Below are 13,254 nucleotides of genomic sequence, written 5' to 3'. Positions count from 1 at the left end.
GGCGCATCGGCGACGCCCTGCCCCTCGATCGCGGTGAAGCCGAGCGCGCGGGCGTAACGCACGGTTTCGATCAGCAGCGTCCCGCATGCACAGTCGGCATCGACGATCCGGACCGCGTGGCGATGCCGTTCGCGCAGATCGGCGAGCGCCGCCGCGATATGCGGCCAGCGCGGATCGCGCGTCGCGCGGCGTGCGCAGGCTCGGGTCATGGTGGCGGGCATGTCCGCCTTCGCTTCCGCCGTGGCGCCGAGTGCCGGGGTCACACGCCCGTGGCCCGCCTTGTTCTGGCCGAGAGGAATGACGCGCCCGCGTGCGCGGGGCTCCGGCGTGGGTTCAGACGACATGTTCGCGCTTTTGCCTGTGTGATCGGGCGTCCAGGCGCCCGCAAACCCGAATTACGAACCGCGGCATAGGGATTCGAGAGCGATTCCCCGAAACCCCATAGTGGCGCCATAGTGGGCGCAACGGCTCGTCGCATTTCAGTGCGTGGTCGCTGGCGTGGCGCGGACGCGGGGCCGCCAGCGCTCGCTGACCGCGATACCGTCGAACAGGTGATGCCCGAGTAGCACCATGACACTGCCCGCGCTCGCCCCCAGAAAGCCGATCGCGGCGAGCGCGAAGGCCAACGCACCCGCGGCGTGAGGGGAAAGCGCGAGGGCGGACAGCCGCCACACGGCGATGTACGCCATTGCGCAGAGGAGAAGTCCCACCGCGCGCAGACCAAGATCCGCGCGCCGCGAACGATGCCACGCTGCCATGCCACTCTCCTTGTCGTGGCCCTCCAGCTATCGGCCGCGGCATAGCAATTCGAGAGCGATCCCGGCCTTTTGGCGTAGCGGGGGCATAGGGTTGGGCAGTTTTCTCGCATGCGGCGGCCGCCGCGGGGGCCCCGGAAGGGGGTGTCTGCCCGCGCGGTTTGTGCGTAAACCCCCGGCATGAACCGACCCGAAATCCTGATCCCCGCCCCCATGCTGCCGAGCGTCCTCGACGCGCTGGGCGAGCGGTTCGTCGTGCACCGGCTATGGGAGCAGGAAGACCCCGACGCGTTCCTCGCGACGGTGGCGCCGCGCGTCCGCGGGCTTGCGGCGAGTTCGCTCGCGGGGCGGATCGACGCGTCGTGGTACGACCGGCTGCCCGCGCTCGAAATCGTCGCCAATTTCGGCGTGGGCTATGACGGGATCGACGCGGATGCCGCGGCGGCGCGCGGCATCGTCGTGACCAATACGCCCGGTGTGCTGGACGAGGAGGTCGCCGATCTGACCATCGGGCTGCTGCTCGCGACGCTGCGCGGGATCCCGCAGGCCGATCGCCATGTCCGCGACGGTGCCTGGGCGGAACAGTCGTTTCCGCTGTCGCCGAGCCTGCGCGGACGGCGGATCGGGATTCTGGGGCTCGGCGCGATCGGCAAGGCGGTGGCGCGGCGGCTCGAGGCGTTCGACGTGCCGATCGCCTATCATGGCCGGTCGCGGCAGGCGGATATCGGCTATGACTATCACGACACGCCGGTCGCGCTGGCCGCGGCGTGCGACGTGCTGATCACGATCATGCCCGGCGGTCAGGGGACGCAGCATCTGGTCGACGCCGCGGTGCTCGAGGCGCTGGGCGCGCAGGGCGTGTTCATCAACGTCGCGCGCGGCAGCGTCGTCGATCAGGACGCGCTGATCGCAGCGTTGCAGCAGGGCACGATCCTCGCCGCCGGGCTCGACGTCTATGAAGACGAGCCCAATGTCCCCGCCAGCCTGCGCGCGCGGCCGAACACGGTGCTGCTGCCGCATATCGGTTCGGCGTCGAAGCGGACGCGCGCGGCGATGGGCGGGCTGGTCGTCGACAATCTGCGCGCGTGGTTCGAGACCGGCCGCGCGCTTACCCCCCGTCGCGGAGACGCCCAACCCCGGCTGAGCCCGGTCACCGCCGCACGTCGGCGGGTGCCCCGGTAAAGTCGGCGAGATCGGTCAGCGTCGTCCGGCTGTGATCGCCCGCGGTGCCGTGCTTGAGCGCGGCGAGCGCGAGACCGCGGCGCGCCGCCGCCTCGCACCCGTCGTCGAGACAGGAGAGCACGCCCGCGGCGAACGCGTCGCCGGTGCCGATCCGGTCAACGATCTGCGTGACGAGGACAGTCTCGGTCTCGAACGAGTCGTCACGGCGATCGACGCGCGCGGACAGGGCGTGCGTATCGGCATCGATCACCCGGCGCGCGGTCGAGGCGATGCAGGCGAGCGTCGGAAACCGCGCGAACGCGGCCTCGCACGCGCGACGCCGCGCGTCCGGCGTGTCACCGGCATGGTCCTCGCCGAGCAGCAGCGAGATATCGCGGTGACTGCCGAACAACAGGTCCGCACCGTCGACGTGGTCGACCAGCACGCCTTGCGGATCGGCGCACCAGCGCGCCCACATGCTCGCGCGGAAATTGCCGTCGAACGAGACCCTGGCCCCCGCCGCCCGCGCCGCCGCGATCGCATCGAGCGACAGCTGCGCGGCACCCGGACCGATTGCGGGAATGATCCCCGACAGATGCAACCAGCCGACGCCGTCCAGCATCGCGGGCCAGTCATAGGCGCTCGACGGGGTGGCGGCGAAGCTGCTGTCGAGGCGGTCATAGACGATCTGCGCGCCGCGCGACCCGCTTGGCGGCGACAGGAAATACAGGCCGAGCCGGCCGTCCGCGCGCACCACGCGCGAGACGTCGACGCCGGCGGCACGGACCGAATCGAGCGCCGCATTGCCGATCAGGCCGTGCGGCAGCGTCGTGACGACCGCGGCGGGCACGTCGATCCGCGCGAGCGCGACCGCGACGTTCGCCTCCGCGCCGCCGAAATGCGCGTCGAGCCGGGCGCCTGGAACAGATGCCCGCGATCGGGCGCGGCGAGCCGCAACAGCATCTCGCCGAAACACACTATCGTACCGGTCATGCGACGGGCTCTCCGATGGCGCCGCGCAGCGCGGCCTCTGGCCCCTGCGCCTGCCAGGTTACCACCGCATCGCCCAGCGCCGCGTGGTCGAAATCGGCGGGGAATATGCCGAGTTCGTCGACGAACCGCGCGACGACCTGCCGCGCGTCGCCCGCCGTGTCCGCCCATATCGCGGCGTAGCGATTCCGCAGCGGATCGTCGGCCATGGCGGGCGCGTGGGCGGTGTAGGCGATCCACGCGGCGAGGCTGAGGCGATGCTTCGGGCTGTCGAGCCCCTGCGCCTGCCGCTCGGCGACGGTCGCGATCCAGCGTTGCGGGAGCTTCTGCGATCCGTCCATCGCGATCTGATCGAGCCGGTGGTGCAGATCGGCATTGGCGAAGCGGTCGAGAATCGCGTCGATATACGCCGCGGGATCGAGCCCCGCCGCCGCGGTCAGGCTGGGCACCGCCTCCTCCTGCATCTGCGCGATCACGAACGTGCGCAGCGCCGGGTCGGCGATCGCCTCATGGACAAAAGCGTGGCCCCGTTGCAGCCCGACATAGGCGAGCGTCGAATGGCTGGCGTTCAACAGCCGCAGCTTGGCGAGTTCGAACGGCGCGACGTCGTCGACGATCTGCGCCCCCGCCGCCTCCCAGCGCGGGCGCGGGCCAGCGAAGCGGTCCTCGATCACCCATTGGCGGAACGGTTCTGTGACAAGGGCAGCGGCGTCGTCGACCCCGATCGCGGTCGCGACGCCCGCGCGGTCGGCCTCGGTCGAGGCGGGCACGATCCGGTCGACCATCGTATCGGGCGCGGTGACATGCGTGCGCACCCAGCCGGCCAGATCCGCATCGCGGCGCTCGAGGAACGCGAGCAGCAGACGCATCAACAGCGCGCCATTGCCCGACAGATTGTCGCACGACACCAGCGTCAGTCCCCCTGCCCCCGCGCCGCGCCGCCGATCGAGGGCGGCCGCGAGAAAGCCGAAGATCGTCCGCGGCACGCCGCCGCTCAGATCGTGCGCGATCGCCGGATCGTCGACGAGCAGCGCGCCGGTCGCCGGATGCCGGTAATAGCCCTTTTCGGTGACGGTCAGCGTCACGACCTGAGTTGCGGAATCGGCGAGCGCGGCGATCACCGCGTCGGGATCCTCCGCGGCGACCAGCAGCGTGTCGATCACGTCGATCAGCCGGGTCGCGCTGGCGCCGTTCGACCGTTCGGTCACGGTGTAGAGCCCGTCCTGCGGGGCGAGCGTATCGCGCACCTGCGGCGAGCGCAGCGACACGCCGGTGATCCGCCAGCCCGCGTCCGGCGTCGATGCATCCTGTGTATAGACCGCCTGATGCGCGCGGTGGAACGCGCCAATCCCGAGATGCACGATCCGCCCGCCGGTCGCGGTGGAGGATGCCGGCTGCGCCACGTCGGCGGCGAGCGCGGAGCGCGTGGCCCTGGACAGCCTCACAGCCGGTATGCCTTGCGGACCAGATCGCTCGTCAGTTCGCGCGCGAGCTCTGCTGCCTCCCAATCCTCCAGCCGGTGCTCGGCGACGAGCCGCGCGAGATAGCCGCAGTCGATCCGGCGCGCGACGTCGTGCCGCGCCGGGATCGACAGGAAGGCGCGCGTGTCGTCGTTGAAACCGACGGTGTTGTAGAAGCCCGCGGTCTCGGTGGTCATCTCGCGGAACCGCCACATGCCCTCGGGACTGTCGTGGAACCACCATGCGGGGCCGAGCTTCAGGCACGGATAATGCCCCGCCAGCGGCGCCAGCTCGCGCGCATAGACCGTCTCGTCGAGCGTGAAGAGGATGATCGACAGCGCGGTCGAGGTCCCGAACCGGTCGAGCAGCGGCTTGAGTGCGTGGACATAGTCGGTGCGCCCAGGAATGTCCGCGCCCTTGTCGCGGCCATGGCTGGCGAACAGCCCGGCATTGTGGTTGCGCACCGAGCCGGGATGGATCTGCATGACCATGCCGTCCTCGACGCTCATCGCCGCCATCTCAGTCAGCATCTGCGCGCGGAAGAGCTCGGCGTCGGCGGCGGTCCAGTCGTCGCCGGTGATGCGCGCGAACAGCGCCTCGCATTCAGGCGTCGACAGGTTCGCGGTCGCTGCGGTCGGATGGCCGTGATCGGTCGCGGTGGCGCCCGCCGTGCGGAAATCGGCGCGGCGCTTGCGGTGCGCGGCGAGATAGCCCTGCCAGCCATAGACGTCCTCGCCAGTCAGCTCGCCGAAGCGGCGTAGCGCGCCGGCGAATTGCTCGTGCTCGACATCGATGACGCCGTCGGGGCGATAGGTGGTGACGACGCGGCCGTTCCAGCCGCTCTCGCGGATCCGGTGATGCGCGTCGAGGCTGTCGTGCGCGCCTTCGGTGGTGGCGAGGAAATCGATCCGGAACCGGTCGAACAGCGCGCGCGGGCGGAACGCCGCGGTCGCGAGCTTTTCGCCGATCGTGTCGAAATACAGGTCCGCGGTCGCCGGCTCGAACGCGACGTCGAACTCGAACACCTCGGCGAACACATGATCGAGCCACATCCGCGACGGCGTGCCGCGGAACAGCGCATAATGGTCGGCGAGCAGCCGCCACGCCGCGCGCGGATCGGTGCTCCGCGTGCCATCGCGGCGCGCGATCGTCAGCGCGTCCAGATCGACGCCCTGGCTGTAGAGCATGCGGAACAGATAATGGTCGGGCGCGAGCAGCAGCGACGTCGCGTCGGTCCAGTTGGCGTTGTCGGCGAACCAGGTCGGATCGGTATGGCCGTGCGGGCTGACGATCGGCAGGTCGGCGATCTCCGCATAGAGCGTGCGGGCGATCGCGCGGGTCGTCGGATCGGCGGGAAACAGCCGGTCGGGGTGAAGCTCTAAAGGACGGGTCATGCAAGGGCTCCTGCCGCAAAGGCAATACCGCGTTCAAGTCCGCGCAGTTCGGCGAGCCCGCGCATCCGGCCGAGCAGCGAATAGCCGGGATTGGTCGTGCGCGTCAGGTCGTCGAGCATCTGATGCCCGTGATCGGGGCGCATCGGGATGCTGCGCCCTTCGCGGACCGACAGCCGGTGGACCGCCGCCATCACCGCCGCCATGCCGGCATCGCCCTCCAGATGATCGGCTTCGTGGAACGCGCCATCGGCCTCGCGCTGGACCGAACGCAGGTGCAGGAAGCCGATCCGCGAGCCGAGCCGGTCGACCATGCCGGGCAGGTCGTTGTCAGCGCGCACGCCGAACGACCCGGTACACAGGCACAGCCCGTTCGAGACGTTGGGCACGCGGGTGAACAGATCGGTCACGTCGGCCTCGGTGCTGACGACGCGCGGCAGGCCGAAGATCGGAAACGGCGGATCGTCGGGATGGACGACCAGCGCGATGCCGAGCTCGTCGGCGAGCGGGCACACCGCCTCGAGGAACGCGACATGGTTGTCGCGCAGCCGCGCGGCGTCGATGGCGTCGTAGCGGCCGATCGCCTCGAGGAACGCGGCCGAGGTGAAGCCCTCCTCGCTGCCCGGCAGGCCCGCAAGGATCGTCCGTTCGAGATCCGCGCGCGCCGCTGTGTCCATGCCGGCAAAGCGCGCCGCCGCCGCCTCGCGGACCGCCGGCGCATAGCTCTGCTCGGCGCCCGGCCGCTGGAGCATGAACAGGTCATAGGCGGCCACCACGATCGCCTCATACCGCAGCGCGCGCGATCCGTCGGGCAGTTCCCAGGCGAGATCGGTCCGCGTCCAGTCGAGCAACGGCATGAAATTATAGGTGACGACGCGAATGCCGCACGCCGCGAGATTGCGCAGGCTCTCGCGGTACGCGTCGATCAGCCTGTCCCATTCGCCCGAGCGGGTCTTGATGCCCTCGTCGACCGGCAGGCTTTCGACCACCGTCCAGTCGAGCCCGGCGTCGCGCACCATCTGCTTGCGCGCGGCGATCGCCTCGCGCGTCCAGACCTCGCCGTTCGGGACCTCGTGCAGTGCGGTCACCACCTCGGTCGCGCCGGATTGCCGGATGCTGTCCAGCCGCACCGGATCGTTCGGCCCGAACCAGCGCATCGTCTGCGTCATCAACACACTCGTCATCCTCTTAAACCCTCAACCCCGTGCGCGGCGTAGCGCGCAGCAAACTCCACAAGACGACCGCCGCGAGCAGATCGAGCGCCGCCAACGCCGCGAACAGCGGGTCATATCCCCACGCATCCGCGCTCTGCCCGATCAGCAGCGTGAACAGCATCCCGCCGACCCAGGCCGACGTCCCCGCCATCCCGGTGGCGGTGCCGACCGTCCGGCTGTCGAACATGTCGGAACACAGCGTCACCAGCGCGCCGCTCAGCATCTGGTGCGCGAAGCCGCCGATGCAGAACAGGATGATCGCGACGCCGGGCGAGTGCGCAAGACCGATGCACGCCGGTCCGATCATGCACAGCGCGCCGATCGTCATCGTGATCTTGCGCGACGCGACCAGCGGCACGCCGCGCTTCATCAGCCAGCTCGGCAGCACGCCCGCGGCCAGGCTGCCGAAATCGGCGGCGAGGAACGGCATCCACGCCCATAAGGCGATACTCTTCAGATCGAGCTTCCACACCGACACCAAATAGAGCGGGATGAAGAAGTTGAACGTCTGCCACGCCGGTTCGGCCAGGAATTTGGGGACCGCGATCCCCCAGAAGCTGCGGCTGCGCAACAGGTCGCCGCGCGTCGCGGGCTTGGCGGTGACGTCCTCGCCGCGGGTCTCGATGATCGCGGCACGCTCGTCCTCGCTCAGCGCGGGATGCTCTGCGGGGCTGCGATAACCCCAATACCACAGGAACGCCCAGACGAGGCTGAGGCCGCCGGTCACGATGAACGCCGCCTGCCAGTTCCAGGCGAGGATACAGAAGGCGACGAGCGGCGGCGCGATCATGTTGCCGACGCTGGTGCCCATCTGGAACACGCTGGTCGCCAGCGATCGCTCGCGCGGGGGGAACCATTCGGACACCGTCTTGGCGCCCGCGGGGATCGCCGCCGCCTCGCTCGCGCCGAGCAGTGCGCGGAACAGCGCGAGGCTCGGCCAGCCAGTCGCCAGCGCATGCGCCATGTTGGCGAGCGCCCAGCCGACCGCGAACAGGAAGAAGCCGAGCCGTGTGCCCAGCAGGTCGAGCATGCTGCCGGCAACGGTCTGCATCACCGTGTAGCTGGCCTGGAACGCCAGCACGACCCAGCTGTAATCCTCGGTCGACATGCCGAATTCGGTTTTCAGCTGCGGTGCGGCGACCGACAGGGTCGAGCGTGCGAGATAGTTGAGGATCGTCCCCAGCGTCACCAGCCCGATCAGCCGCCAGCGCAGCGGCACGCTGCGCCAGCCGCGCCGCGGGTTGCCCGGCGCGCTCATCGCGTGATCTCGATGCCGGACACGATCGCGTCGCCCTTGATCGGCACGAATTTCAGGTCGAGCATGCCGTCGGTGACCGGCACGACGATCCGCCGCGTGACGCGCGTGAGCGGCGCGCCCGCGACCGCGGCGATATCCAGCGCGGCGATCGCGCGCTTGCCGTTGGCGACGACGTCGAACTGTCGGGCGCCGGCCGCAAGCGCGGGTTCGACGAAGCTCAGCTCGACCGTGTAGCGCCCGTTGGCGAGCGGCACGCGGTAGCCGAACCGGCCTTCGCGGTAGGTTTCGGCGACGGCACCTTCGGGCGTCCCCGCGACAACCTTTTTCTCGGGGCGCGGACCATAGCCCGAATAGGCGTTGATATCGCCGAAACGGCCGCCGTCGAAGAACGCGTCCGAGCCATAACGCTTGCCCGCGATCTCCGGTGCGACCAGCGCGCCGCTGTCGATCCGGATCGACCGCGCAGCCTCCGGCGCCACCCGCCATTCGATCGCGTCGTCGACCGCCCCGGTCGGGAAGACGCCGCGCGCGACGACGCGGTTCGCGCCCGCCGCCAGCGCGACGTTCGACCAGGCGCAGATCATCTGCGGACAGGCGCTCAGCGTGCCGACGACGCGGTCATTGACGAGCAGGTCGGTGCGCGGCGCGTTGCTGTACACCCGGACGTCGGCGACCGGATAGGCGCGGTCGACATAGCGCCGCCCGGCGACGTGCACGGTCGGCGTCGCGGTCCAGTTCGCCTTGTAGAAATAATAGGCGTCCTTGCGGATCTTTCGGTCGTAGGTGACGAGCCCCTTGGTGTTGATGTCGATCGCATCGCCCTCGCGCCGGACGGTCGTCGCGAAATCGAACGAATTCCACAGCCATGTCCCCCAGAGATAGGGTTTGGCGGACAGCGTCGCCCAGGCGGTTTCGTGGATGTAGCTCTCATATTCCTCGGGCTGGTTGCGCCCGCGCTGGTCGACCTTGCCGCCGAGCGGGTTGTCGGTGTGGATCGTCGTCGCGCCGCCCGCGCCATATTCGGTCACCGACACGGGCTGGTTCGGGCGCAGCGCGCGGAGCGAGTCGAGATGCTTGCCGAGATCGCCGGGCTGTCCGTAATACCAGCCGAAATAGCGGTTGGCCCCGCCGAGATCCGCGGCCTCCGCGGTGATCGGAATGTCCGCGGAGCCGAGCAGCCGGCCTTCGCAACAGGTCGCCAGCGCGGTCGCGCGGGACGGATCCTCGCTTTTCGCCAGCGCGTTCAGTTCGCGCAGCAGCGGCAGCGGATCGGGCGCGGGCGTGTCCTTGCTGGTGGTGATGAACGCCGGCAGCGACTTGCCGAAATCGACCTCGTTCGCGATCCCCCAGTTGAACACCGACGCGTGGTTGCCGTTCTGCCGGATCAGCTCGCGCAGCTGCTGGCGCGCATCGTCGCGCAGCCCGGCACTCGCGACCGCATCGTCGCCCCAGGTCCAGCGCGACACGAGCGGGATCTCGTCCCACAGCACCATGCCGTAGCGGTCGGCGAGGTCGTGGATCACCTGGCCGTGCTGGTAATGCGTCAGGCGGATGCTGTTCACGCCCATTTCGCGCATGATCGCGAAATCCTGCTCGATATCCGCAGGCGCGGTCGCCCAGCCCTTGCCCTCGCGATCCTGGTGATAGCCGACGCCCTGGAGCCGCAGCGGCTTGCCGTTGAGCATGAAGCCGCGGGCCGGGTCGGCGCGCATCTCGCGGATGCCGAACGCCTGCTCGACCCGGTCGAGCACCGCGCCCGACGCGTCGCGATCTCGACCACCAGACGGTGCAGATACGGATCGGCGACCCCGTTCCACAGATGCGGCGTCGCGACCGACAGCGACTGGACGCTCTCGGACGCGGTGTCGGCGCGCAGGGGGATGCGGCGGGTCGCGGTGGCGACCGTCTTGCCGCCCGCGTCGATCAGCCTGACCACCGCGTTGACCGCCTGAGCCTTGGTGCCGTCGTTCCGGATCCGCACGCGGACGTCGACCTTCGCCATCGCCGCGTCGATCGACCTGGTCGTCGCGAAGATCCCGCTGCCACCGGCATCGAGCATGTCGACATGGACCGCGTTCGTGACGATCAGGCTGACCGGCCGATACAGCCCGCCATGCACGAAGAAATCGCCCGCGAGCGGCAGGATGTCCGCGGTCGACGACCCCTGCGCCGGTTGCGTATTGTCGACCTTGACCAGCAGCGTGTTCGCCTGCCCGGCGCGGAACGCGCGCGTGGCATCGAGCCGGAAGCGTGAAAACCCGCCCTTGTGCCCGCCGATCCGCTGGCCGTTGAGCCAGACCTCGGCGGTGCGGCTCGCCGCGTCGAACTGCAACCACGCGCGCTGACCTGCGTCCATGGCGGGCGGCGTGAACGTCATGCGGTACCAGCCGACGCCTGATATTTGTCGACCGATTCGGCATTGTTCAGATGGGTCTGGGGGTCGGGCATGTAATAGCCGACGCGGTTCCAGGTGTGCGGTACGCTGACCCGCTCCCAGGATCCGGCGGCCTGCGCGGCCTGCGCCGGATCGACGTCGCCGCCGCGCTGGAACTCCCAGCCCTGCGCCAAGGGGACGACCGTTCGCTCACTCTGTGCGGCAGCGGGCGCGGCCATAACGGCGATGACGGCCGCCGCGACATATCTGGTCTGCATAACCCTCTCCCTGATCTTTTTTTTTTGCAGCTTAATTCCTGACAATTGGCCTGACCAGTTAATTTTTGGGTTTGGCTTGGATTTTGGACGGTTTTTGGAAGAGCGAGTCACGTGGTGCCACGTCTCTGACGCGCCCGGCCCTCTGCGTGTCAGGACAATAAGGCTGTCGAGGGTTGGCATGTGATCGGGCTTGCGGCCGTCCGGTAAGGCAGGTCGCGCGTCCAGCATCAGCCGCGCGCGGGCCTCTCTTTTTTGATTCAAATCAAGAACAGAGATCAACGTTAAGAGAAAGGTAACGGAATCGGGGTATATTTCAGTTGTATTCGAAGGACTAAGCCACCGCGGCCGTTCGTTTTATACAACGATCGACCTTCTTTTCATCAAGACCTTCGCCACCGACATTGCCGCATTCAGCGGCCCTTCCGACGCCTTGCTACTACGACTCCCGCTGCTGCGGATGGGAGGTTCGTAGCGTCCATCCGCGGTGACTTTCGAGGTATATCCAATGACGTCGATCCTTCGGGCAGCCGCGTGTGCGGCGGTGAGTATGGCTGCGCTCGTGGCAGGCGGCGGGGCCGCGCAGGCACAGGTACCGGTCGGCGCCGGTGGCCAGCTGCAGCAGATCCCGCCCGTGCCGCTGACCGATACGCCCGATCCCGAGCTCGGCCTGACTCGCAAGACGCCGGTCGCGATCCCGGCCGCGGGCGGACCCTCGGCGCGCGTGGATGCGATCCGCGTCACCGGCGCGACGCTGTTCCCCGAAGCGACGCTGGTCGCCGCGACGGGGTTCGCGCCCGGTGCGACGCTCGATCTCGCGGGTCTGAAGACGCTCGCGGCGCGGATCACCGACTATTATACCAGCCGCGGCTATTTCGTCGCGCAGGCCTATCTGCCCGCGCAGGACGTGCAGAGCGGGACGGTGACGATCGCGGTCGTCGAGGGTCGCCTCGGCGCGGTCGGGCTGCGCAACGATCCCGCCTCGCGGACAGCGTCGCGAACGGCATGCTCGACGGGCTCGAGGTCGGTGATGCGGTCGCGGTCGCGCCGATCGAACGCCGGCTGCTGATGCTGTCCGACCTGCCCGGCGTGCGCGTGCGCTCGACGCTGAGCCCCGGCACCGCGGTCGGCACGTCGGACCTGCTGGTCGACATCACCCCGGGCCGCAGCATCACGGGCAGCGTCGAGGCCGACAATGCGGGCAATCGCTATACCGGCGCTTACCGCGTCGGCGGGTCGGTCAACTGGAACAACCCGACCGGCTCGGGCGACGTGCTCGGCTTTCGCGCGCTGACGTCCTTCTCGGGGCTTGCTTATGGCCGCGCCTCCTATCAGGCGCCGATCGGCAAGGTGACGCTCGGCGTCGCCTATGCGCATCTCGACTATGAACTCGGCAAGGAATTCGACAGCCTCGACGGCAGCGGCAATGCCGAGATCGCCAGCGTCTATGCCAGCTACCCTCTGATCCGGTCGCGCGACAGCAACCTGTACGTGACGGTGGCGGGCGATGCGAAATGGTTCGACGACCGGTTCGGGATCGTCGACACGGTCACCTATCGCAGTGCGCAGGTCGTCACCGGCGGCCTCAGCGGCGACTCGCACGACACGCTGCTCGGCGGCGGCTGGAACGCCTATTCGCTGAGCGTCTCGGTCGGCACGCTCGACATTCGCGGTGCCTATGAGCGGTCGGTCGACGCGCTGACCGCGCGCACCGATGGGCGCTATGGCAAGATGCAGTTCAGCCTGGCGCGGCTGCAGACGATCAGCGGGCCGGTCTCGGTGTTCGGCTCGGTCCGCGGGCAGGTCGCGTTCAACAATCTCGACATCTCCGAGAAGATGGAGCTGGGCGGCGCCTATGCGGTGCGCGCTATCCCGAGGGCGAGGCCTATGGCGACCAGGGCTATGTCGCGACCGCCGAGGCGCGGCTCGCGCTGCCGCGGGTCATCCCGGGCGCGCTGCAGCTGTTCGCGTTCGTCGATGTCGGCGAGGTCGATTATGTGAAGCGGCGCTATTTCGACGGATCGAACCATGCTGTCCGCAGCGCCTATGGCGCGGGCGCGACCTGGACTGCACCGTACGACATCGTGCTGCGCGCGACCTATGCGCGCAAGCTGGGCAGCGCCGACGCGACCGCCGCCCCCGACCGGTCCGGCCGCGCCTGGTTCCAGATCGCCAAGAGCTTCTGACGCCCGCGCGCACGACCGCGACCAGCACCGACATTTCGCGGCCATCCGCCGCCACCCGAGGATACCGCCCATGACCCCGATCCCCGCATCGATCCGCCATCGCCCCGCCGCCGCCGCTCCCTCCACCGCACCGACGCGTCAGCGCCGCGGCGGGCTGTTCGGCACGACCGGACTCGCGCGTTCGCGGACT

13 protein-coding genes and 1 pseudogene are annotated in these 13,254 nt (G+C 69.1%); 4 read left to right on the top strand and 10 right to left on the bottom strand.

All coding sequences use genetic code 11. The features are described from left to right. Both NI18_RS22185 and NI18_RS07585 read right to left on the bottom strand, forming a co-directional pair. Window positions 1-344, bottom strand: a pseudogene (locus NI18_RS22185) (hypothetical protein); the annotation flags it as partial. Between the two features lie 135 nt (window positions 345-479). Then, window positions 480-758: a hypothetical protein gene (locus tag NI18_RS07585; protein WP_128082125.1), complete on the bottom strand. Its 279-nt coding sequence runs from the start codon at window positions 756-758 to the stop codon at window positions 480-482. Window positions 759-935: 177 nt separating this feature from the next. On the opposite strand from NI18_RS07585, the gene NI18_RS07580 reads away from it, so the two are divergent. Continuing rightward, window positions 936-1,937: a 2-hydroxyacid dehydrogenase gene (locus tag NI18_RS07580; protein WP_052149064.1), complete on the top strand. Its 1,002-nt coding sequence runs from the start codon at window positions 936-938 to the stop codon at window positions 1,935-1,937. Here NI18_RS07580 and NI18_RS07575 read toward each other — a convergent pair. The 8 genes from NI18_RS07575 to NI18_RS26645 are packed head-to-tail and all read right to left on the bottom strand — an operon-like array spanning window position 1,906 to window position 10,881. Continuing rightward, window positions 1,906-2,892 (bottom strand): PfkB family carbohydrate kinase, encoded by a 987-nt coding sequence (locus NI18_RS07575; protein WP_128082124.1) that lies wholly within the window; start codon window positions 2,890-2,892, stop codon window positions 1,906-1,908. The two genes, NI18_RS07580 and NI18_RS07575, sit on opposite strands and share 32 nt — an antisense overlap. 13 nt (window positions 2,893-2,905) lie before the next feature. Beyond that, window positions 2,906-4,351, bottom strand: a complete 1,446-nt coding sequence (locus NI18_RS07570; RefSeq protein ID WP_052149063.1) for a mannitol dehydrogenase family protein — start codon at window positions 4,349-4,351, stop codon at window positions 2,906-2,908. Beyond that, window positions 4,348-5,760 (bottom strand): glucuronate isomerase, encoded by a 1,413-nt coding sequence (gene uxaC, locus NI18_RS07565; RefSeq protein ID WP_037529167.1) that lies wholly within the window; start codon window positions 5,758-5,760, stop codon window positions 4,348-4,350. Before uxaC ends, NI18_RS07570 begins: the two co-directional genes overlap by 4 nt. Then, window positions 5,757-6,926: a mannonate dehydratase gene (gene uxuA / locus NI18_RS07560; protein ID WP_197975084.1), complete on the bottom strand. Its 1,170-nt coding sequence runs from the start codon at window positions 6,924-6,926 to the stop codon at window positions 5,757-5,759. Before uxuA ends, uxaC begins: the two co-directional genes overlap by 4 nt. Window positions 6,927-6,945: 19 nt before the next feature. Continuing rightward, on the bottom strand, window positions 6,946-8,229 hold the full coding sequence (locus NI18_RS07555) for an MFS transporter (RefSeq protein WP_052149062.1): 1,284 nt from the start codon (window positions 8,227-8,229) through the stop codon (window positions 6,946-6,948). Further along, entirely contained in the window at window positions 8,226-9,896 is a 1,671-nt protein-coding gene (locus NI18_RS26655) for a glycoside hydrolase family 2 TIM barrel-domain containing protein (protein ID WP_306286278.1), read from the bottom strand. The genes NI18_RS07555 and NI18_RS26655 overlap by 4 nt, the downstream gene beginning before the upstream one ends. Next, window positions 9,788-10,606 carry a sugar-binding domain-containing protein gene (locus NI18_RS26650; RefSeq protein ID WP_306286277.1) on the bottom strand — a complete coding sequence of 273 codons (819 nt, stop codon included), beginning with the start codon at window positions 10,604-10,606 and terminating at the stop codon, window positions 9,788-9,790. Before NI18_RS26650 ends, NI18_RS26655 begins: the two co-directional genes overlap by 109 nt. After that, window positions 10,603-10,881 (bottom strand): hypothetical protein, encoded by a 279-nt coding sequence (locus NI18_RS26645; protein WP_306286276.1) that lies wholly within the window; start codon window positions 10,879-10,881, stop codon window positions 10,603-10,605. Before NI18_RS26645 ends, NI18_RS26650 begins: the two co-directional genes overlap by 4 nt. 547 nt (window positions 10,882-11,428) lie before the next feature. Here NI18_RS26645 and NI18_RS25550 point away from each other — a divergent pair. Genes NI18_RS25550 through NI18_RS25540 form a run of 3 tightly spaced genes read left to right on the top strand, consistent with a single transcriptional unit; the run spans window position 11,429 to window position 13,064 of the window. Beyond that, window positions 11,429-11,947, top strand: a complete 519-nt coding sequence (locus NI18_RS25550; RefSeq protein WP_198526957.1) for a ShlB/FhaC/HecB family hemolysin secretion/activation protein — start codon at window positions 11,429-11,431, stop codon at window positions 11,945-11,947. Further along, window positions 11,884-12,879 carry a ShlB/FhaC/HecB family hemolysin secretion/activation protein gene (locus NI18_RS25545; protein WP_198526956.1) on the top strand — a complete coding sequence of 332 codons (996 nt, stop codon included), beginning with the start codon at window positions 11,884-11,886 and terminating at the stop codon, window positions 12,877-12,879. The genes NI18_RS25550 and NI18_RS25545 overlap by 64 nt, the downstream gene beginning before the upstream one ends. After that, the gene (locus tag NI18_RS25540) at window positions 12,876-13,064 is read left to right on the top strand and encodes a hypothetical protein (RefSeq protein WP_198526955.1); all 189 of its coding nucleotides are present in this window, start codon (window positions 12,876-12,878) and stop codon (window positions 13,062-13,064) included. The genes NI18_RS25545 and NI18_RS25540 overlap by 4 nt, the downstream gene beginning before the upstream one ends. Window positions 13,065-13,254 lie beyond the last annotated feature (190 nt).

This window comes from Sphingomonas sp. Ant20 (assembly GCF_000783375.1).
Lineage (GTDB): Bacteria > Pseudomonadota > Alphaproteobacteria > Sphingomonadales > Sphingomonadaceae > Sphingomonas > Sphingomonas aerolata.
Note: the sequence above shows the minus strand (reverse complement) of the source record. Positions and strands in the feature narration are given on the sequence as shown.

Excerpts from the sequence above, each read along its gene's own strand:
- NI18_RS07585 (WP_128082125.1), bottom strand. The coding sequence starts at position 758 with ATGGCAGCGTGGCATCGTTCGCGGCGCGCGGATCTTGGTCTGCGCGCG.
- NI18_RS07580 (WP_052149064.1), top strand. The coding sequence starts at position 936 with ATGAACCGACCCGAAATCCTGATCCCCGCCCCCATGCTGCCGAGCGTC.
- uxaC (WP_037529167.1), bottom strand. The coding sequence starts at position 5,760 with ATGACCCGTCCTTTAGAGCTTCACCCCGACCGGCTGTTTCCCGCCGAT.
- uxuA (WP_197975084.1), bottom strand. The coding sequence starts at position 6,926 with ATGACGCAGACGATGCGCTGGTTCGGGCCGAACGATCCGGTGCGGCTG.
- NI18_RS07555 (WP_052149062.1), bottom strand. The coding sequence starts at position 8,229 with ATGAGCGCGCCGGGCAACCCGCGGCGCGGCTGGCGCAGCGTGCCGCTG.
- NI18_RS26650 (WP_306286277.1), bottom strand. The coding sequence starts at position 10,606 with ATGACGTTCACGCCGCCCGCCATGGACGCAGGTCAGCGCGCGTGGTTG.
- NI18_RS26645 (WP_306286276.1), bottom strand. The coding sequence starts at position 10,881 with ATGCAGACCAGATATGTCGCGGCGGCCGTCATCGCCGTTATGGCCGCG.
- NI18_RS25550 (WP_198526957.1), top strand. The coding sequence starts at position 11,429 with ATGGCTGCGCTCGTGGCAGGCGGCGGGGCCGCGCAGGCACAGGTACCG.
- NI18_RS25545 (WP_198526956.1), top strand. The coding sequence starts at position 11,884 with ATGCTCGACGGGCTCGAGGTCGGTGATGCGGTCGCGGTCGCGCCGATC.